This is a genomic window from Actinomadura scrupuli (assembly GCF_050971785.1).
GTDB classification, from domain to species: Bacteria; Actinomycetota; Actinomycetes; order Streptosporangiales; family Streptosporangiaceae; genus Actinomadura_E; species Actinomadura_E scrupuli.
This window is the reverse complement of record NZ_JBPCCU010000008.1, coordinates 375,572-394,726: the sequence shown is the minus strand read 5'-3', so window position 1 is coordinate 394,726 and position 19,155 is coordinate 375,572. Positions and strand designations below refer to the sequence as shown.

At 72.8% G+C, this 19,155-nt stretch carries 16 protein-coding genes and 1 rRNA gene; 2 read left to right on the top strand and 15 right to left on the bottom strand.

All coding sequences use genetic code 11. From position 1 onward, the window contains the following. The 11 genes from ACRYCC_RS32515 to argC all read right to left on the bottom strand — a co-directional run. Window positions 1-306, bottom strand: a 16S ribosomal RNA gene (locus ACRYCC_RS32515); the annotation flags it as partial. A gap of 749 nt (window positions 307-1,055) precedes the next feature. Continuing rightward, window positions 1,056-2,327 carry a tyrosine--tRNA ligase gene (gene tyrS, locus ACRYCC_RS32510; RefSeq protein WP_433817575.1) on the bottom strand — a complete coding sequence of 424 codons (1,272 nt, stop codon included), beginning with the start codon at window positions 2,325-2,327 and terminating at the stop codon, window positions 1,056-1,058. A 91-nt stretch (window positions 2,328-2,418) separates the two neighbouring features. Next, window positions 2,419-3,036 (bottom strand): DNA-3-methyladenine glycosylase, encoded by a 618-nt coding sequence (locus ACRYCC_RS32505; protein WP_433817574.1) that lies wholly within the window; start codon window positions 3,034-3,036, stop codon window positions 2,419-2,421. 83 nt (window positions 3,037-3,119) lie between these two features. Beyond that, complete coding sequence (argH, locus tag ACRYCC_RS32500; RefSeq protein ID WP_433817573.1) at window positions 3,120-4,532, bottom strand: argininosuccinate lyase; 1,413 nt, start codon at window positions 4,530-4,532, stop codon at window positions 3,120-3,122. Between the two features lie 137 nt (window positions 4,533-4,669). Beyond that, the gene (locus tag ACRYCC_RS32495) at window positions 4,670-5,869 is read right to left on the bottom strand and encodes an argininosuccinate synthase (RefSeq protein WP_433817572.1); all 1,200 of its coding nucleotides are present in this window, start codon (window positions 5,867-5,869) and stop codon (window positions 4,670-4,672) included. 67 nt (window positions 5,870-5,936) lie between these two features. Beyond that, window positions 5,937-6,464: an arginine repressor gene (locus ACRYCC_RS32490; RefSeq protein ID WP_433817571.1), complete on the bottom strand. Its 528-nt coding sequence runs from the start codon at window positions 6,462-6,464 to the stop codon at window positions 5,937-5,939. Further along, window positions 6,461-7,375 carry an ornithine carbamoyltransferase gene (argF, locus tag ACRYCC_RS32485; protein ID WP_433817570.1) on the bottom strand — a complete coding sequence of 305 codons (915 nt, stop codon included), beginning with the start codon at window positions 7,373-7,375 and terminating at the stop codon, window positions 6,461-6,463. Before argF ends, ACRYCC_RS32490 begins: the two co-directional genes overlap by 4 nt. Next, window positions 7,375-8,574: an acetylornithine transaminase gene (locus tag ACRYCC_RS32480; protein WP_433817569.1), complete on the bottom strand. Its 1,200-nt coding sequence runs from the start codon at window positions 8,572-8,574 to the stop codon at window positions 7,375-7,377. The genes argF and ACRYCC_RS32480 overlap by 1 nt, the downstream gene beginning before the upstream one ends. Then, the gene (gene argB / locus ACRYCC_RS32475) at window positions 8,571-9,446 is read right to left on the bottom strand and encodes an acetylglutamate kinase (protein ID WP_433817568.1); all 876 of its coding nucleotides are present in this window, start codon (window positions 9,444-9,446) and stop codon (window positions 8,571-8,573) included. The genes ACRYCC_RS32480 and argB overlap by 4 nt, the downstream gene beginning before the upstream one ends. Beyond that, window positions 9,443-10,597, bottom strand: a complete 1,155-nt coding sequence (argJ, locus tag ACRYCC_RS32470; RefSeq protein WP_433817567.1) for a bifunctional glutamate N-acetyltransferase/amino-acid acetyltransferase ArgJ — start codon at window positions 10,595-10,597, stop codon at window positions 9,443-9,445. Before argJ ends, argB begins: the two co-directional genes overlap by 4 nt. Further along, on the bottom strand, window positions 10,594-11,622 hold the full coding sequence (gene argC / locus ACRYCC_RS32465) for an N-acetyl-gamma-glutamyl-phosphate reductase (protein ID WP_433817586.1): 1,029 nt from the start codon (window positions 11,620-11,622) through the stop codon (window positions 10,594-10,596). The genes argJ and argC overlap by 4 nt, the downstream gene beginning before the upstream one ends. A gap of 158 nt (window positions 11,623-11,780) precedes the next feature. On the opposite strand from argC, the gene ACRYCC_RS32460 reads away from it, so the two are divergent. Together ACRYCC_RS32460 and ACRYCC_RS32455 are read left to right on the top strand one after the other, a co-directional pair. Then, window positions 11,781-12,302 (top strand): SigE family RNA polymerase sigma factor, encoded by a 522-nt coding sequence (locus ACRYCC_RS32460; protein ID WP_433817566.1) that lies wholly within the window; start codon window positions 11,781-11,783, stop codon window positions 12,300-12,302. Next, window positions 12,295-13,485: a hypothetical protein gene (locus ACRYCC_RS32455; protein WP_433817565.1), complete on the top strand. Its 1,191-nt coding sequence runs from the start codon at window positions 12,295-12,297 to the stop codon at window positions 13,483-13,485. Before ACRYCC_RS32460 ends, ACRYCC_RS32455 begins: the two co-directional genes overlap by 8 nt. A gap of 40 nt (window positions 13,486-13,525) precedes the next feature. Here the strand turns inward: ACRYCC_RS32455 and pheT are convergent, their stop codons facing one another. The 4 genes from pheT to ACRYCC_RS32435 all read right to left on the bottom strand — a co-directional run bounded on the left by pheT (window position 13,526) and on the right by ACRYCC_RS32435 (window position 19,131). Beyond that, window positions 13,526-15,997, bottom strand: a complete 2,472-nt coding sequence (pheT, locus tag ACRYCC_RS32450; protein ID WP_433817564.1) for a phenylalanine--tRNA ligase subunit beta — start codon at window positions 15,995-15,997, stop codon at window positions 13,526-13,528. Continuing rightward, entirely contained in the window at window positions 15,997-17,106 is a 1,110-nt protein-coding gene (gene pheS / locus ACRYCC_RS32445) for a phenylalanine--tRNA ligase subunit alpha (protein ID WP_433817563.1), read from the bottom strand. The genes pheT and pheS overlap by 1 nt, the downstream gene beginning before the upstream one ends. 160 nt (window positions 17,107-17,266) lie before the next feature. After that, window positions 17,267-18,385, bottom strand: a complete 1,119-nt coding sequence (locus ACRYCC_RS32440; RefSeq protein ID WP_433817562.1) for a sensor histidine kinase — start codon at window positions 18,383-18,385, stop codon at window positions 17,267-17,269. A 305-nt stretch (window positions 18,386-18,690) separates the two neighbouring features. Continuing rightward, window positions 18,691-19,131, bottom strand: coding sequence for an STAS domain-containing protein (locus tag ACRYCC_RS32435; RefSeq protein ID WP_433817561.1), 441 nt, complete (start codon window positions 19,129-19,131; stop codon window positions 18,691-18,693). Window positions 19,132-19,155: the final 24 nt, after the last annotated feature.

Sequence of the window (19,155 nt, the reverse complement as noted above, 5' to 3'; positions counted from 1 at the left end):
GTGGCCGGTCGCCCTCTCAGGCCGGCTACCCGTCGTCGCCTTGGTAGGCCATCACCCCACCAACAAGCTGATAGGCCGCGAGTCCATCCCTGGTCGAAAAAACTTTCCACCCACCCCCATGCGGAGGCAGGTCATATCCGGTATTAGACCTAGTTTCCCAGGCTTATCCCAGAACCAAGGGCAGGTTACTCACGTGTTACTCACCCGTTCGCCGCTCGAGTACCCCGAAGGGCCTTTCCGCTCGACTTGCATGTGTTAAGCACGCCGCCAGCGTTCGTCCTGAGCCAGGATCAAACTCTCCATAAAGGCCACACGACCAACCCCACCCCAACCAACAGGGCAACAACGAGCTGGCCAAACCTCGAGAATCCAAACCCAGCAAAACAACAACCAACCAAAAGGCCGGTCATCACAATTGCCTCAAAGAAACCCACACCCCACCCCCAACACACAGGAGCCGGGCACGGGGCAGACACCCACCCCCACAAAGGAAGATGAGCGCCTGTATTAGGCACTGGCTTTTAACACGCTGTTGAGTTCTCAAGAAACGGACACACACCACCAAGAACCAGGAAACCACACCCTGATCCCATCCGGGGCAACCCTGCTAACTTACCAGATCCCCAGCCCCTGTCAACCCCCGCAACCACACCGGAACCCAACAGCAACCAAAGAACCCACCCCAACCCCCGACCCACCCAAGCAGCACACAACAACCACTCAGAAACGATCAAGAAAAAGGGAACCGCGGGCCGGCCACCACAAGCGTCCTGCATCCCGCACCAGGCAACGACCCCATCCTCCCACAGACCAAGCACCACTCAGCCCACAGAACCACGAAGCCACACACCCAAACCCCAGGACCGCCCGCCTCTCGGCGTTCCGCATCCCCTTGGGGCATGAGGAACATTACGGTGATCGATGAGGACCGTCAAATCCGCTCCGGAGCCAGTGAACGCGCTGGTCAGAGGCCCTTTTCCGACCCTGAAGCGCCGCCCCGTGACGTATTTGTGTCGTGGATCTCCCGAATGTTTCCCCGGGCGTGACGCGGGTCCTCAGGCGGCGGGGACGACCTCGACCCCGCCGAGGTTCCGCTTGCCCCGGCGCAGCACCAGGAACCGGCCGTGCAGCAGGTCCGCCGGGGTGGGCACCGAGTCCTCGGCGGGCACCTTCGCGTTGTTGACGTAGGCCCCGCCCTGGGCGATGGCCCGGCGCGCCTCCGACTTGCTCTTGCAGAGCCCGGTGGCCGTGAGCAGGTCCACCACGGTCGGGAGTTCACCGGGAGGCACCTCGGCCCTGGGCACCTCCGCCAGCGCGGCCTGCAGCGTCCGCTCGTCGAGCGCGCCGAGCTCGCCCTGGCCGAACAGGGCACGGGAGGCCGCGATGACCCGTTCGCATTCGGCCGCGCCGTGCACCAGGGTGGTGAGCTCGTCGGCGAGCGCGCGCTGCCCGGCACGGGCGGCCGGGTGGTCTACGGCCTCCTTCTCCAGCGCCTCGATCTCCTCCCGGGAGCGGAAGCTGAACGTGCGCAGCAGCTTGCCCACCTCGGCGTCCTCGACGTTGAACCAGTACTGGTAGAACGCGTACGGCGAGGTCAGCTCCGGGTCCAGCCAGATGGCCCCGCCCGCGGTCTTGCCGTACTTGGTGCCGTCGGGCTTGGTGAGCAGCTGGGTCGACAGCGCGTGCACGTGGTGGCCGGTCACCCGCCGGATGAGGTCGACGCCCGAGGTGAGGTTGCCCCACTGGTCGCTGCCCCCGGTCTGCAGCGCGCAGCCGTACCGCCGGTGCAGTTCGAGGTAGTCCATGGCCTGCAGCAGCTGGTAGCTGAACTCGGTGTAGCTGATGCCGGCCTCGAGCCGGGAGGCCACCACGTCCTTGGCGAGCATCCGGTTGACGGGGAAGTGCTTGCCGACGTCCCGCAGGAAGTCGACGACCGACATCGGCCCGGTCCAGTCGAGGTTGTTGACCACCCGGGCGGCGGAGGGCCCCTCGAACGACAGGAAGCGGGCGACCTGGGTCTTGATGCGTTCGACCCAGCCGGCGACGACCTCGGCGGAGTTGAGCTGGCGCTCCGACGCCCGGCCGCTGGGGTCGCCGATCAGCCCGGTGGCGCCTCCGACCAGGGCCAGGGGGAGGTTCCCGGCGTCCTGCAGCCGCCGCATGGTGAGCAGCTGGACGAGGTTGCCGACATGCAGCGAGGGGGCGGTCGGGTCGAATCCGCAGTAGTACGTGACCGGCCCGGCGGCCAGCGCCGAATGTAGCGCCTCCTCGTCCGTGGTGTCGGCCAGCAGCCCCCGCCACTGCAGCTCATCGACGATGTCGGTCACGTGATCTTCCTCGTTCCTCGTGCTTGCTGACCTTCTCAGAGTGCCTGATCGGCTGCCGATCACGGTAACGCCCCGCAGCGCTCCCGGTGGCTCAGACGGTCAGGCGGCGTTTGGGGGCGTGCGCCCGGTAGGGCGACACACTGGGCTCGCCGTCGATCCAGAACCGCCAGGGCGTGTCCTTGGCGGTGCTCACCCCGGTGCGCGGACCCCGGCGGACCTCGGAGGCGCCGGGCGGTGACCCGGTCAGGATCCGCAACGGGCCGTCGGAGCACACGTCCGCGCCGTCGAGTTCGCGGTCGATGGCCAGCGCCTGGCAGAGCCGGGCCGGTCCCCGCGCGAGGTCCCGTGCCGACGAGCGGGGGCGCCGCTCGCTCGCGAGGGCGAGGCCCGTCGTCAGGGCGCCCGCCCGCAGCAGGACTCCGGACGACAGCCCTTCGGGGCCGCACACGAGGTTGACGCAGAAATGCATGCCGTAGGTGAAGTAGACGTAGGCGTGGCCGGGCGGGCCGAACATCACCGCGTTGCGGGCCGTACGGCCGCGGAAGGCGTGTGAGGCCGGGTCGAGCGGCCCGGCGTAGGCCTCCACCTCGGTGAGCCGGACCGCGACCTCCCCCTCGGGGGTGGTCCGGGACAGCACGCGGCCCAGCAGTGCGGGCGCCACCTCGTCGACCGGCCGGTCGAAGAACTCCCGGTCCAGCAGATCACTCACGCGTGTTTCCTCCATGCCGCAGGGACGCCCTCACGGTACCGGGGCGGCGCGAGGGCGCGGGCACGCCCGGCGGAGCGCGGGTCTCAGGCGTCGGCGGCCCAGTCGGCGTGCTCGTTGGCGAGGGCGCGCAGGCTGTCGATCTGCTCCTGGACGCGTTCCGGCGCGGTGCCGCCGTAGGCCTTGCGGGAGGCGATCGCGCCGGGCACGTTGAGCACCTCGCGGACGTCGGGGGTCAGGTGCGGGGAGACCTTGGCCAGCTCCTCGTCGGTGAGGTCGTCGAAGTCCTTGTCGTTGACCTGGCACCAGACGACCAGGTGGCCCACCACCTCGTGGGCGTCGCGGAAGGCGACGCCGCGCCGCACCAGCAGCTCGGCCAGGTCGGTGGCGAGCGCGAACCCCTGCGGGGCGAGTGCCTCGAGCCGCTCGGTGTTGACCCGCATGGTGGCGATCAGCCCGGAGACCGCGGGCAGCACCAGCAGCAGGGTCTCGACGGCGTCGAAGGCGCCCTCCTTGTCCTCCTGGAGGTCCCGGTTGTAGGTGAGCGGCAGGCCCTTGAGGGTGGTGAGCAGGGCCACCAGGTGACCGATGAGCCGGCCCGACTTGCCCCGGGCGAGCTCGGCCACGTCGGGGTTCTTCTTCTGCGGCATGATCGACGACCCGGTGGCGTAGGTGTCGTCCATCTCGATCCAGCGGAACTCGGTCGAGGCCCAGAGCACGACCTCCTCGCCCAGCCGGGACAGGTGCACGCCGATCAGCGCGGCCACGAAGAGGAACTCCGCGGCGAAGTCGCGGTCGCTGACCGCGTCCATGGAGTTGGGCGCCGCCGCGTCGAAGCCCAGCTCGGTGGCGACCGCCTGCGGGTCCAGCGGCAGCGACGATCCGGCGAGGGCGCCGGAGCCGAGCGGGGACACCGAGGCCCGCCGGTCCCAGTCGCGCAGCCGGGACACGTCCCGCGACAGCGCGTGCACGTGCGCGAGCAGCTGGTGCGAGAACAGCACCGGCTGGGCGTGCTGCAGATGCGTCATGCCGGGGCAGGCGACCCCCAGGTTGGCCTCGGCCTGGCCGATCAGCGCCGTCTCCAGCTCGACCAGCCGCGACACGATCTGCCGCACGTGGTCGCGGAGGTAGAGCCGCAGGTCGGTGGCCACCTGGTCGTTGCGGCTGCGGCCGGCGCGCAGCTTGCCGCCGAGCGCGCCCAGCCGCTCCAGCAGCCCCCGCTCGAGGGCGGTGTGCACGTCCTCGTCCGCCACGGTGGGCCGGAAGTCACCGGACTTGCAGGCCTCTTCGAGATCGTCGAGGGCTCCCAGCATCCGGGTCAGCTCGTCGTCGGTGAGCAGGCCCGCGCGGTTGAGCACGCGGGCGTGGGCGCGGGAACCCAGCAGGTCGTAGGGAGCGAGCCGCCAGTCGAACTGCACGCTCACGGACAAGCGTGCCAGCGCCTCGGATGGGCCGCCCTCGAACCGGCCGCCCCACAGCCGCGTCGGTGCCTTGGTCACTGCTCTCCTCGTTCCTACGGTCCACGTTCGTTTCTACGCCATGGACGCCGGCATGTGCAGCCGTTCCGCCGGTAACGGCCAGTACCGTCGTGATCATGCAATCGATCGTCGATCGACTGCATGATCACGGACGGAGGTCAGGCCTGGCCGCGGTCGCGCTTGGCCGCGATCTTGCTGGGCAGGCTCCACAGCTCGACGAAGCCCTTGGCCAGGCTCTGGTCGAACGTGTCGCCGGTGTCGTACGTCGCAAGATCGTAGTCGTACAGGGACGCGGCGCTGCGCCGGCCCGTCACGACGGCACGCCCGCCGTGCAGGGTCAGCCGGACGTCTCCGGAGACGTGCTGCTGGGACTCGGCGATGAAGGCGTCCAGCGACACCTTGAGCGGCGAGAACCACAGGCCGTCGTAGACCAGCTCGCCCCACCGCTGGTCGACCGAGCGCTTGAACCGCGCCAGGTCCCGCTCTACGGTGACGTTCTCCAGCTCCTGGTGCGCCGCGATCAGCGCGATCGCCGCCGGTGCCTCGTAGACCTCGCGGGACTTGATGCCGACGAGCCGGTCCTCCACCATGTCCAGCCGGCCGACGCCCTGGGCCCCGGCCCGGCCGTTCAGCTCGGAGATGATCTGGAACGGGGTGAGTTCCCGGCCGTCCAGCGCGGTGGGCACCCCCTGCGTGAACGTGATCACGACCTCGTCGGCCTCGCGGGGCACGGCCGGGTCGGCGGTGTAGGCGTAGAGGTCCTCGATCGGGGGGTTCCAGATGTCCTCCAGGAACCCGGTCTCGACCGCGCGGCCCCAGAGGTTCTGGTCGATGGAGTAGGGCGACTTGGCCGACACGTCGATCGGCAGGCCCTTCTCGTCGGCGTAGGCGATGGCCTTGTCCCGGGTCCACGCGAAGTCACGGGCCGGGGCGATCACCTTGAGCTCCGGGTTGAGCGCGGCCAGGCCGGCCTCGAACCGGACCTGGTCGTTGCCCTTGCCGGTGCAGCCGTGCGAGACGACGGTGCCGCCGTGCTCCTTGGCGGCGGCCGCCAGGTGCTTGACGATCAGCGGCCGGGACAGCGCCGAGACCAGCGGATACCGGTCCATGTAGAGGGCGTTGGCCCGGAGCGCCGGCACGCAGAAGTCGGCGGCGAACTCCTCCCGGGCGTCCACGACCACCGCCTCGGCGGCCCCGCAGGCCAGGGCGCGCTTGCGGATGACCTCGAGGTCCTCACCGTCCTGGCCCACGTCCAGGGCCACCGCGATGACGTCGGAGCCGGTCTGCTCGGCCAGGTACGGGATCGCCACGGAGGTGTCGAGACCTCCGGAATAGGCGAGAACGACACGCTCGCTCATGATGTTTCTCCTGTGCTCATATGAAGTCTGGAATTCAGTACGGGTCCGAAGGCGGGGGCATGAGCCCCTACCCTCGTCGCTCCGGCGGTGGCCCCTGCCGCTCGGTCAGCCGCAGCAGCGAGTCGGCCAGCGCCGCGCCGCCCTGCGGGTCGCGTGCGATGACCAGGATCGAGTCGTCACCGGCCACGGTGCCCAGGACGGACGGCCATTCGGCGTGGTCGATGGCGGAGGCGAGGAACTGCGCCGCCCCCGGCGGAGTACGCGCGATCACCAGGTTGGCCGAGCCCTCCGCGGACACGAGCAGCTCCTGGGCCAGCCGTACCAGCCGGGCGTCGAAGGTCTCGGTGCCACCGGTGCGGGCGCGCCTGATGCGCTCACCGCCCTCCCCTGGTACAGCGTAGATCAGGCTTCCGTCGTGGGTGCGGAGCTTGACCGCGCCGATCTCCACCAGGTCACGGGAGAGGGTCGCCTGGGTGACGTCCACGCCCTCGTCGGCGAGCAGCTTGGCCAGCTCGCCCTGGGAGTGGACGGGGTTGCGGGTCAGCAGGTCGACGACGCGCGCGTGCCGGGCCGCCTTGGTCATGGGGGTCGTCATGAGTGCTCCCCGAGCCAGGTGAGCAGGGCCTTCTGGGCGTGCAGCCGGTTCTCGGCCTCGTCCCAGACGGCGCTGTGCGGGCCGTCCAGGACGGAGGCGGCGATCTCGGAGTCGCGGTAGGCGGGCAGGCAGTGCAGCACGGAGACGTCCGGCCGGGCCAGGGCCACCAGCGCCTCGTCGACCGCGTACGGCTCGTACACCGCCAGGTCCTTCGCCTCCTGGCCCATCGAGACCCAGGTGTCGGTGGCCAGCACGTCGGCCTCCGCCGCCGCCTTCTCCGGGTCCGTGGTGATCGCCACCGATCCGCCGGTCGTCTCGGCGATCTCCGCGGCGCGGGCCACGATCGCGGGGTCGGGGGCATGGCCGTCGGGGGCGGCGATCCGTACCCGCATCCCGGCGGTGGCGCCGCCGAGCAGGTAGGAGTGGGCCATGTTGTTGGCCCCGTCGCCGAAGAAGGCGAGGGTGACGCCGGCCAGCCGTCCCTTCAGCTCCCGGACGGTCTGCAGGTCGGCGAGAATCTGGCAGGGGTGGAACAGGTCGGTGAGCGCGTTGACCACCGGCACCGAGGACGCGGCGGCCATCTCCTCGATCCGGTCCTGGCCGAAGGTGCGCCACACGATCGCCGACACCTGCCGCGCCAGCACCCTCGCGGTGTCGCCGATCGTCTCGCCGCGGCCCAGCTGGCTGCTCTGCGAGTCGATGATCAGGGGATATCCGCCCAGCTCGGCGATGCCGACCGCGAAGGAGACCCGGGTCCGGGTGGAGGGCTTGTCGAAGATCACGGCGACGCTGCGGGGCCCTTCGAGCGGCCGGAACCCGAACCGGTCCCGCTTCATGGCGGCGGCCAGGTCGAGCACCTCCGCCTGCTCGGCGGAGGTCAGGTCGTCGTCCCGCAGGAAGTGCCGAACCATCACTTCTCCTGATCTACGGCGGTGGAGGCGGCGTCGAGGATGCCGGGCAGCGCGCCGACCAGCGACCGCGCCTGCCCGGCGGTGAGGACGAGCGGCGGCGCGAGCCGTACCGCGTCCGGTTGCACCGCGTTGACCAGGAAGCCGGCCGCGCGGGCGGCGTCCTGGACCGCCGCGGCCGCGGGGGCGGTGAGCACCGCCGCCAGCCACAGCCCGCGGCCGCGGACCCCGGCGAGCAGCGGATGATCGATGGCGGCGATGCCCTCGCTCAGCACGGCGCCGACGTCCCGCACGTGCGCGAGGAGGCCGTCCTGCTCGATGGTGGTGAGGACGGCGAGCGCCGCCGCCGAGCAGACCGGGTTGCCGCCGAAGGTGCTGCCGTGATCCCCCTTGGCGAAGACCTGCCCGTACGGGCCGAAGGCGACGCACGCGCCGATCGGGAGCCCGCCGCCGAGGCCCTTGGCCAGGGTCAGGACGTCGGGGACGACGCCCTCGTGCTGGTGGGCGAACCAGGCCCCGGTCCGGCCGATGGCCGACTGGATCTCGTCGGCGACGAACAGCGCGCCGGTCGCGGCGGTGATCTCCCGCGCCGCCCGGAGATAGCCCTCCGGCGGGGGTACGACTCCGCCCTCGCCCAGCGCGGGCTCCAGGAAGACGGCCGCGCACTCGCCGGTCACCGCGTCGCGCAGCGCGCCCGCGTCACCGTAGGGCACGAACCGCACGTCCACGCCGTAGGGCCCGAACGGCTCCCGGATCGAGTCCTTGCCGGTGAGCGACAGCGCCCCCATCGACCGGCCGTGGAATCCGTTCTCCGCCGCGACGAAGTAGGTGCGCCCGGCGGCCTTGCCGTGCTTGATGGCCAGCTTGAGCGCGCACTCGTTGGCCTCGGTGCCGCTGTTGGTGAGGAAGACCCTGCCCGGGCTCTCCAGCAGGCCGAGCAGCCGCTCGGCGAGCGCCACCTCGGGCTCGTGCAGGTAGAGGTTGGAGGTGTGCGCCAGCGTCGCGACCTGGGCCGACACGGCCTGGATCAGGGCGGGGTGGGCGTGTCCCAGCGAACTCACCGCGATGCCGGCGATGAAGTCGAGGTACTCGTTGCCGTCGGTGTCCCACACCCGGCAGCCCTCGCCCCGGGCCAGCGCCACCGGCGGCACGCCGTAGTTCGGCATGAACGCGTTGTCGAACCTCTTCTGCAGCTCGTTCACGACGGCACCACCATGGTCCCGATCCCCTCGTCGGTGAAGATCTCCAGCAGCAGGGAGTGCGGCAGCCGGCCGTCCAGGACGTGCGCCTGCGGGACCCCGCCGCGGACGGCCTGCAGGCAGGCCTCCATCTTCGGCACCATGCCCGCCGACAGGCCGGGCAGCAGCCCGGCCAGCTCGTCGGTGTTCAGGTGGGCGATGACCTCGTCGCTGTCCGGCCAGTCGGCGTACAGGCCCTCGACGTCGGTGAGCACGATCAGCTTGGAGGCGTCCAGCGCGACGGCCAGCGCCGCGGCGGCGGTGTCGGCGTTGACGTTGTAGATCTCGCCGTCGTCGCCCCGGGCGATGCTGGAGATGACCGGGACCCGCCCGTCGGCGACCAGGCTCCGCACCGCGCCGACGTCGACCTCGACGATCTCGCCGACCTGGCCGATGTCGACCGGCTCACCGTCGACCAGGGCGCTCTTGCGCTCGGCGGTGAAGAGGTTGGCGTCCTCTCCTGACATGCCGACCGCGAAGGCGCCGTGCCGGTTGATCAGGCCGACGACGTCCCGGCTGACCTGGCCGACGAGCACCATCCGGACGACCTCCATGGCCTCCGGCGTGGTCACCCGCAGCCCGGCGGTGAAGTGCGACTCGATGCCGTGCAGCTGGAGGGCCGCGTTGATCTGCGGGCCCCCGCCGTGCACGATGACCGGGCGCAGCCCGGCGTACCGCAGGAACACGATGTCCTCGGCGAACGCGTGCCGCAGGGCCTCGTCGGCCATGGCGTGCCCGCCGTACTTGATGACGACGGTCCGGCCGTGGAAGCGCTCCAGCCAGGGCAGCGCCTCGATCAGGATGGAGGCCTTGGACAGGGCGTGGGTGCGGTTCATGTCGAGTACGCCGAGTTCTCGTGGACGTAGTCCGCGGTGAGATCGGTCGTCCAGACGGTCGCGGTGCTGGAGCCCGCCGACAGGTCGATGGTGATCGACACGTCCCGGGGCCGCAGGTCGACCTTGGCGCGGTCGTCGCCGACGGAGCCGTTGCGGCACACCCAGACGCCATTGATCGCGACGTGCAGGTCGTCGGGGTCGAAGACGGCCTCGGTGGTGCCGACCGCGGCCAGCACCCGCCCCCAGTTGGGGTCCTCGCCGTGGATGGCGCACTTGAGCAGGTTGTTGCGGGCCACCGCGCGGCCCACGGTGACGGCGTCGAAGTCGCTGGCGGCGCCCACCACCTCGATGGCGATCGCCTTGGACGCGCCCTCGGCGTCGACGAGCAGCTGCCGGGTCAGATCCGCGCACAGGTCGGTGAGCAGGGCGACGAACTCCCGCTCGTCCGGCGTGATCCCGCTGGCCCCGCTGGCCAGCAGCAGCACCGTGTCGTTGGTGGACAGGCAGCCGTCGGCGTCCAGCCGCTCCAGGGTGACCCCGGTGGCCGAGCGCAGCGCCCGGTCGAGGGTGGCGGGGTCGAGGTCCGCGTCGGTGGTGATGACGCACAGCATGGTGGCCAGCGAGGGGGCGAGCATGCCCGCGCCCTTGGCCATCGCGCCGAGGGTGTAGCCGGCGTCCGCCCGCCGGAAGGCGATCTTGGCGACGGTGTCGGTGGTGCGGATGGCGTCGGCGGCGGCCAGCCCGCCGTCGCGCGACAGCCGCCCGGCCGCGGTGTCGACCCCGGCGAGCAGCTCGTCCATCGGCAGCCGCTCGCCGATCAGGCCGGTCGAGCAGACGGCGATCTCGCCGGCCGAGTCGCCCAGCGCGGCCGCGGTCCGCTCCGCCGTGGAGTGGGTGTCCTGGAAGCCCGCGGCGCCGGTGCAGGCGTTGGCGCCACCGGAGTTGAGCACCACCGCGCGCACCCGGCCGCCCGTGAGCACCTGCTGCGACCACAGCACCGGGGCCGCCTTGACCCGGTTGCGGGTGAAGACCCCGGCCGCGGCGCGGGACGGGCCGTCGTTGACCACGAGGGCGACGTCGCGGTTGCCGCTCGGCTTGAGACCGGCCACGACGCCCGCGGCCCGGAATCCACGTGGGGCGGTGACGCTCATGGAGATACTCCCAGGGTGGTGAGGCCGAGCTCTTCGGGCAGGCCGAGGGCGAGGTTGGCGCTCTGCACGGCGCCGCCCGCCGTGCCCTTGGTGAGGTTGTCGAGGGCGGCGACGGCGACGATCCGGCCGGCCCGCTCGTCCAGGGCGACCTGCACCACGGCCGTGTTGGCGCCGTAGGTCATCGCGGTGGCGGGCCACTGCCCCTCCGGCAGCAGCTCCACGAAGGGCTCACCGGCGAAGGCGTCCTCGTAGGCCCGCCGGAGCGAGGCGGCGGTGACGCCGTGCCGGGCCCTGGCCGTGCAGGTGGCGAGGATGCCGCGGCTCATCGGGGCGAGGGTGGGGGTGAACGACACCGTCACGTCCTCGCCGGCCACCGCGGACAGGTTCTGGATGATCTCGGGGGTGTGCCGGTGCACGCCGCCGGCGCCGTAGGCGCTCATCGAGCCCATGACCTCGCTGCCGAGCAGGCTGGTCTTGGCGGTCCGGCCGGCCCCGGAGGTGCCGGAGGCGGCGACGACGACCACGTCCGGCTCGGCCAGCCGGGCGGCGTACGCCGGGAACAGCGCCAGCGTGGAGACGGTCGGGTAGCAGCCGGGCACCGCGATCCGCCTGCTCTCGCGGAGCCGGTCGCGCTGCCCCGGCAGCTCCGGCAGGCCGTAGGGCCACGTGCCGGCGTGCGGCGAGCCGTAGAAGCGCGTCCAGTCGGCGGCGTCGGACAGCCGGAAGTCGGCGCCGCAGTCGACGATGAGGACCTCGCCGCCGAGCCGGGCGGCGAGCGGCCCCGACCGCCCGTGCGGGAGGGCGAGGAAGACCACGTCGTGGCCGGCGAGGGTCTCGGGGGTGGTCTCCTCCAGCATCCGCCCGGCCAGGGACCGCAGGTGCGGCTGGTGCGCGCCGAGCGCGGTGCCGGCGCTGGCGCCCGCGGTGAGCCGGCCGAGCTCGAATCCGGGGTGCCCGGCGAGGATGCGCAGCAGCTCACCGCCCGCGTATCCGCTGGCTCCCGCCACCGCCGCCCGGATGCCCATCTGTGCCGCCCTGCCCTTCGTCAACGATTCCCTTAGTAAAAGTATGCAACACTGCGGATTTTTATTCAAGGCCGGTCTCGTACGGGTGCCGGGACAGACGGGCGGCGTCGTGCAACCCTCAGGGGGGATCGGGTGTCCTTGGCAGCGAGAGGGGGGCGATGCCGGTGGCGGAGGAGCCACACCTCTTCGCGGACTTCATCGCGAACCGGCTGCCCGCGCTCTACCGGTACGCCTATGTCCTGACCGGCAACCAGCACGATGCGGAGGACCTCGTCCAGGAGGCCCTCACCCGCACGGGCGCCGCGTGGGGCAGGGTCCGGCGCAAGGACGACCCGGAGGGATACGTGCGGACCACGATGGCCAGGATCATGGCCAACCGGTGGCGGAGACCCCGGCTGGAGCACCTCGTCGCCCGGCCGCCGGAGGAACCGGTCGAGGACCGTGAGCTGCACCGGCTGTCGGAGACCGACGGCCTGGACTCCGCGCTGGCCGGGCTTCCCCCGCGGATGCGGGCGGTGCTGGTGCTGCGCTACTACGAGCAGCTGACCGAGGCGGAGACCGCCCGGGTCCTCGGCTGTTCCCGGGGCACGGTCAAGAGCCAGGCCTCCCGCGCGCTCGCCAAGCTCCGGGTGACGATGCTCCCGGCCGACCCGAGCCTGAAGGAGGACCGCCATGCGTGAACTCGAACGCGAGGTCGCCGCGCGGCTGCGGGCCCAGGGCGGCGGCACCGGTCCCCCGCCCCCGGATCTGGCCGCCCGCATCCTGCACGGCGCCGCGGTGCGCCGTCGCCGCCGCCGGGCCGCCGAGGCCGCCGCCGTCACCCTCGCGGTCGCCCTGGCCATCGGGCTGCCCGCCTACGTCTCGGCCGACCGGCGGCACCCGTCCCCGGCCGGCGCCGCCCCGTCCGCCTCCCGCGGCCCGGCCCAGGGCCTGCGGCCCACGTCCGTCCCCGCCGGGGCGACGGAGATCCCCCGGCGGCTGCCCGGCGGCTGGCTGCTGTCGGCGTACGGGGTCGGCCCCGAGGGGGAACTGCTCGGCGTGGGCGTGAAGTACGGCACGAAGGGGACCGAGGAGGAGGACGGCCGGCTCTGGCGGATCGCCGGCGGCGACGCCGCGCCCGCCCCGGTCGCGGACCCCGACGGGCTGTGGACCGCCGCGTCCGGTGACGGCGTCGTCGTGTGGCCGGAGCACCGCGACGACCGGCACGACTTCCAGCTGATGTGCGGGGGCGGGGGCGGCGCCCGGCAGCTGGGCGACCGCGGCGTGGTCTCCGGCCCCGGCGGGTTCCAGGTGGACCGCGACGTCCTGGTGTGGACCGACGAGAGCCGGCGTACGGTCTGGACGGCCAAGGGATGCGCCGGCTCCCCGCGCAGGATCGACACGGCCGGCCGTGCCGTGGCCTTCTCCTACCCCTACGCCTACGTGGTGGACGCCGCCGGCCCCGGGCGGCTGCGCCGGATAGACGTGGTCACCGGAGCCGCGGTCGCCCGTACGCTGCCCAGCGCGGTGACCGGGGACGCCGCCGTGCTGTTCGCGGCCGGCCCGCGGACGCTGTCCTACAGCGACGGCCGGGGCCTCGTCGTGATCGACACCGCGACGTGGCGGCCGCGCACGGTCGCCACCCGGCTGCCGCACAGCGAGGGCCTCAACGGCGAGCGCACGAGCCTCACCGCCGGCGACGAGGCGGTCGTCTACTCCACCCGCCCGCTGGACGGCGACCCGGAGACCGACGGGGCCGTGGTCTACCGGACCAGCGGGCACACGGCGCCCAGCACCCTCGCGGGCGAGGCCTACACCAAGGGCAGGTGGCTGGTCTGGCGGGACGCCGGCGTCTACCGGCGGCAGCTGCTCGCCCCGCCGTGACCGCGCACCAGGTGCGCGGTCACGGCGGGGCGGACGGCGGCTACCCGCGCAGCACGGCCCCGGTGCGCCGCGCCGCCTCGGCCACGGCGGCGTCCCGGGCGGCGGTGGCCTCCTCCGCGGTGAGCGTCCGGTCCGGTGCCCGGAAGCGCAGCGTGTACGCCAGTGACCTGCGGCCCTCGCCCGCCTGCTCACCGGTGTAGACGTCGAACAGCCGGACCGACTCCAGCAGCTCCCCGGCGCCGGCGCGCAGCCCGGCCTCGACCTCGGCGGCCGGCACCTCCGCGCCGACGATCAGCGCGACGTCCTGGGTGGCCACCGGATAGGCCGACACGTGCGGCGCCCGCACCGCCCCGGGCGGATCCAGCCGGGTCAGCTCGATCTCCATCGCGCAGGTGCGCGGCGGCAGGCCGTAGGCCTGGATCACCCTCGGGTGCAGTTCACCGGCATGCCCGATCAGCGTGTCGCCGGCGTACAGGGCGGCACACCGGCCCGGATGCCAGGGCGCGTGCTGGTCGGCGCGGGCGTCCAGCACGGCCGAGGCCTCCGCGGCCACGGTCCGGGCCGCCTCGACGGCATCGGCCCAGCCGGCCGGGCGGCCGCTCCCCCACCAGCCGGCGGGTTCGCGGTCACCGCAGAACACGGCCGCCACCCGCAGCGGCTGGTCGGGCAGCATGGCCTCGATCGAGGCCAGCTCCGCCGCCGCCGGCGCGCGATCCACGCTCAGCCGGGGCGCCGCACCGGCGGGAGCCTCCGGCCTGGGCCGGTAGACCAGGCCCATCTCGAACAGGGCGAGGTCGGGGAAGCCGCGGCCGACATTGCGGGCCAGGGTGCGCAGCAGCCCGGGCAGCAGCGTGGTGCGCAGCAGCGGCTCGTCCTCCGACAGGGGGTTGGCCAGCCGCAGCGCCGAGCGGCGCGGATCGCCGGCCGGCAGCTGCAGGTCGTCCCAGTCCCGCTCGGCCACGAACGGGGAGCTGAGCACCTCGACGTGGCCGGCGGCGGCCAGCGCACGGCCGGTACGGCGCCGGAGCCGCTGCGCCGGGGTGAGCCCGCGGCCCGCCACCGAGCGCGGGACCCGGACCGGGATCCGGTCGTAGCCCTCGAGCCGGATGACCTCCTCGGCCAGGTCGTTGGGGTCGGTCAGGTCCGGGCGCCACGACGGCGGCGTGACCGTCAGCGTGTCCTCGCCGGTCACCGCCACCGCACAGCCGACCTCGGTGAGCCGCCGCACGACGGTGTCACGGCCGTAGTCCACGCCGGCGACCCGGCCGGCGTGGCCGGCCGGGACGGTGAGGACGGTGCCCGCGACGGGCACCTGGGCGTGGGTCACCCCCGGGAGGAGCTCGGCCCCGCCCAGCTCGGCCAGCATCCTGGCCGCCCGCGCGGAGGCGTAGAGCGGCAGCTCCCGGTCCACGCCGCGCTCGAAGCGGTAGGACGCCTCGCTGTGCAGCTTGTGCCGGCGGACCATCCGGGCGATACCGACGTCGTCGAAGTGCGCGGCCTCGATCACCAGGTCGGTGGACTTCTCGTCGATCTCGCTGTTGAGGCCGCCCATGGTGCCCGCCATGGAGATGGGCCCGGAGTCGTCGGTGATCAGGACGTCCTCGGGGTCCAGCGTGCGCTTGACGTGGTCGAGGGTCTCCAGCCGCTCCCCCGGCCTGGCCCGGCGCACCACGATGGGGCCGCTGAGCTTGGCCCGGTCGAAGGCGTGCAGCGGCTGGCCGAGCTCCAGCATCAGGTAGTTGGTGACGTCGACCGCCAGTGAGACCGGGCGCATCCCGGCGCGGGCGAGCCGGACCCGCATCCACATCGGGGTCTGGGCCTCCGGGTCCAGGCCGCGGACCTCGCGCAGCACGAACCGGTCGCAGGCCGAGGGGTCGGCGATGCCGGCCGGGTAGGCCGTGCCGTCGTCCCCGGCCAGGTCGACGTCGGCGGGGTCCCGGAAGGCGACGCCGTACGCGGTCGCGGCCTCACGGGCCACCCCGCGGATCGACAGGGCGTACCCGCGGTCGGGGGTGACGGCGATGTCGAGGACATCGTCGCGCAGCGCCCACGGGCCGATGACGTCCGCGCCGACCTCGTGGCCGGGGGTGAGCACCAGGATGCCGCTGTGGTCGTCGCCGATGCCCAGCTCGCTGGCCGAGCAGATCATGCCCTCCGACACCCGGCCGTAGGTGGTGCGGGCGCCGATCGTGAAACCGCCGGGCAGCTCCGCGCCGGGCAGCGCGACCACCACCAGGTCGCCCTCGGCGAAGTTGCGGGCACCGCAGATGATGTTCTGCGGCTCCGGGTTGCCGACGTCCACCTGGCAGTAGCGGATGGGTTTCTTGAAGCCGGTGAGCTCCTCGACGGCCAGCACCCGGCCGACCACCAGCGGGCCGGTCAGGTCGGCGCCGGCCGCGTCGACGGTCTCGACCTCCAGCCCGGCGGCGATCAGCTTGGCGGCCAGCTCACGGCCGGTGACCTCCGCGGGGAGCTCGACGTACTCCCGCAGCCACGAAAGCGGGACCCGCATCAGATCTCCATCCCGAACGGGAGGGTGAACCGCACGTCACCCTCGACCATGTCGTGCATGTCCTCGACGCCATGCCGGAACATCAGCGTCCGCTCGACGCCGAGGCCGAACGCCCAGCCGCTGTAGCGGTCCGCGTCGATCCCGGCGGCGGTCAGCACCCGCGGGTTGACCATGCCGCAGCCGCCGATCTCGATCCAGCCCTCGCTGCCGCAGGTCCGGCAGGGATCGGCGCCGGGCTCGACCGAGGCGCCCCGGCACACGAAGCACTCCATGTCGACCTCCGCCGACGGCTCGGTGAAGGGGAAGTAGGACGGCCGCATCCGGATCGGCAGCCGGTCGCCGAACAGCCCGGTGACGAAGGCCTCGATGGCGCCCTTGAGGTCGGCCATGGTCAGGCCCTCGTCCACCGCCAGGCCCTCGAGCTGGTGGAAGACCGGGCTGTGCGTGGCGTCCAGCTCGTCGGTCCGGAACGTCTTGCCCGGCCCCACCACGTAGACCGGCAGTTCCCGGGAGAGCAGCGCCCGGATCTGCATCGGCGAGGTGTGCGTGCGCAGCACCAGGCCGCTCTCCTCGCTCTCGACGAAGAAGGTGTCCTGCATGCTGCGGGCCGGGTGGTCGGGCTTGAAGTTGAGGGCGTCGAAGTTGAACCACTCCGCCTCGATCTCGGGGCCCTCGGCGATCTCGAAGCCCATGGAGACGAAGACGTCGGCCATGCGCTCCTGCATCGTGGTGAGCGGATGCCGCGCCCCGCGCGGCGAGCGGTCCCAGGGCAGGGTGACGTCGACGGTCTCCTCCACCAGGACCCGGCGGTCGCGCTCGTCCTCCAGCTCGGCCTGGCGCGTCTTCAGCGCCTGCGACACGGCGCCGCGGGCGGCCCCGATGCGCTTGCCCGCCTCCGCGCGGGCGGCCGGCGGCAGGGCGCCGATCTCACGGTTGGCCAGTGCCAGCGGCGACCGGTCCCCGGCGTGGGCCAGGCGGACCTGCTTCAGCTCGTCCAGCCCCCCGGCGGCCGCGATGGCCCGGACGGCCTCCTCGCGGAACCGGTCCAGCTCGGCCGGTTGCAGCGCGGTGACCTCGACGGGGTCGTAGGAATTGTTCGGTGCAGACATTGCGGTAACAGAACTCCAGCCTGAGCGGGCGGATCACCGGGCGCGCACGAGTCTAGTCGGGGTGGTCGTCAACCCCTGCCCATCCAAAGGTGATCACGCGACCAATCGCGGCCCACGGCGGAGCAGGGGGACCGGGAAGCCCGCCGGGCCGAGTCCGCGCTCAGGCGTAGTCGGGGGCGCCGGCGGGCACGGTAAATCGGAACTCCGCGCCGCCGCCGGGCGCGCGCTGCACGGTGATCACGCCGTTGTGGGCCTCCACCAGGCCCTTCACGATGTACAGGCCGAGCCCGGTGCCGCCGCGGCGGTTGCTGGAGCCGCGCCAGAACTGCCGGAAGACACGCTGCGCGGCCTCGGGGGGGATCCCCTCGCCCTCGTCGCGTACCGACACGGCGGCTCCCTCCTCGTGCGCGTCCGGCTCCACCACGATCGTGACAGTACCAGCGCCGTGTCGCACCGCGTTTTCCACCAGGTTGCCCAGGATCTGACCGACCTTGTCGGGGTCCAGCCACATCTCCGGCACGGGGCCGCGCACGTCCAGCCGGAACCGGTCCTCGGCGTCCCCGGCTGCGACCCGCCCGGCGATCACCTTCCGGACCTCCTGCGCCAGGTCGACGACCTGGCGGCGCATCTCCAGCCGGCCCGCCTCGATCCGGGACACGTCGAGCAGCTCGGTGATGAGCCGGGTGACCCGGTCGGCGTCGGCGTTGACCGTCTCCAGCATGACGCGCTTCTGGTCGTCGTTGAAGCGGTGCCACTTGGCCAGCAGCGTGGCGGTGAACCCCTTGACGCTGGTCAGGGGTGACCGCAGCTCGTGCGCGACGGTGGACACCAGGTCGGCCCGGTCGCGTTCCTGGCGGATCCGCTGCGCGGCGTCGCGCAGCGACACCGTGAAACGTTCCACCCGGCCCCCGGCGCCGCGGGTGTAGGCGGCGGTCACCAGCGTCTCGGCTCCGCCGGGCAGGAACAGCGAGCGTTCGGGATGGCGGGTGCGGGTGCGCAGCCCCCCGTAGGGGTCCACGCACTTCCACCAGTCCCGGCCCTCCCCGTCGTGCAGGGGCAGGACGTCCCGGAAGTCCCGGCCCAGCGCGGCCTCCGCCGCGATCCCGGTCAGCCGGGCGGCGGCACGGTTGAACACGATGATGCGCGCCCGCGCGTCGGCGACGAGCAGGCCGTCGGGAAGATCGTCCGCTGAGGGGGCCGCCGGCGGGGCGGACCGCGGCCACGGGACCCGCGCGGAGACCGCCGCGGCGCCGTCCCCGCGGGAGACTTCTCCGTCCACGACGCCTCCTCCTGAACACCGCGCAGTGTCATGGCGGGGAACACCCGCCCCTCCGCGATCGACGACCCGGCGGGCGGAGGCGGCCCCCGCGCAGGCCCGCGCGGCCACCTCGCCGGCGACAGGGCCTACCGAGAGGAGACTCTAGCGGTACGGAGGGTGGTCAGGGGAGCCGCGAAAGCCCGCACCGCAAGGGTTTTTGCGCACTTGCCGGAGCTCGGGCGGCGCGCCCCGCAGGCCGCGTCGCGGGCCCGGCGCGGCACCGCGCCGGGCGCCGGGACGGCCCCCGGGGACCTCGGCGGCGCGGGTCAGCCCAGCGGTGAGGCGGTCGGCGCCCGGCCCTCTCCCACCGCGTCCTCGACGCTGTCATGCAGGGTGAACAGGCGGTCCAGGCCGGTGATGTGCAAGATCCGGCGCTGCGCCGGCCGTACCCCGGCGAGCCGCAGCTCACCGTCGTCGGTGCGCAGCCGGTTGTGCGCGGCCACCAGCGCGCCCAGGCCGGTGGCGTCGCAGAATCGGACCTGCTGGAAATCCACCACGATGCGCCGGAAACCGGCCTCGGCCACGTCCACCAGTCCGGTGCGGACGGTCCTGGCGGTCCGCAGATCTATCTCGCCGGTCACCTTGATGACGGCGACGCGACCGCCCGGGCCCGCGGTGCTGACCTCCAGGCTGACGGCGCGGCTGGGTTCCTCGGCGTTGACCCGGCAGCGGTGCGAGGCCACCGAGCGGGGCGTGCCCGCGGCCACCCTGGGGCCGTGATCACGACCGGG

What these genes read in the sequence shown, in the direction of transcription:
- ACRYCC_RS32495 (WP_433817572.1), bottom strand. Translation starts at nt 5,869, where the DNA reads ATGAGCGAGCGTGTCGTTCTCGCCTATTCCGGAGGTCTCGACACCTCC.
- ACRYCC_RS32490 (WP_433817571.1), bottom strand. Translation starts at nt 6,464, where the DNA reads ATGACGACCCCCATGACCAAGGCGGCCCGGCACGCGCGCGTCGTCGAC.
- argF (WP_433817570.1), bottom strand. Translation starts at nt 7,375, where the DNA reads ATGGTTCGGCACTTCCTGCGGGACGACGACCTGACCTCCGCCGAGCAG.
- argB (WP_433817568.1), bottom strand. Translation starts at nt 9,446, where the DNA reads ATGAACCGCACCCACGCCCTGTCCAAGGCCTCCATCCTGATCGAGGCG.
- argJ (WP_433817567.1), bottom strand. Translation starts at nt 10,597, where the DNA reads ATGAGCGTCACCGCCCCACGTGGATTCCGGGCCGCGGGCGTCGTGGCC.
- argC (WP_433817586.1), bottom strand. Translation starts at nt 11,622, where the DNA reads ATGGGCATCCGGGCGGCGGTGGCGGGAGCCAGCGGATACGCGGGCGGT.
- ACRYCC_RS32460 (WP_433817566.1), top strand. Translation starts at nt 11,781, where the DNA reads ATGCCGGTGGCGGAGGAGCCACACCTCTTCGCGGACTTCATCGCGAAC.
- ACRYCC_RS32455 (WP_433817565.1), top strand. Translation starts at nt 12,295, where the DNA reads ATGCGTGAACTCGAACGCGAGGTCGCCGCGCGGCTGCGGGCCCAGGGC.
- pheT (WP_433817564.1), bottom strand. Translation starts at nt 15,997, where the DNA reads ATGCGGGTCCCGCTTTCGTGGCTGCGGGAGTACGTCGAGCTCCCCGCG.
- pheS (WP_433817563.1), bottom strand. Translation starts at nt 17,106, where the DNA reads ATGTCTGCACCGAACAATTCCTACGACCCCGTCGAGGTCACCGCGCTG.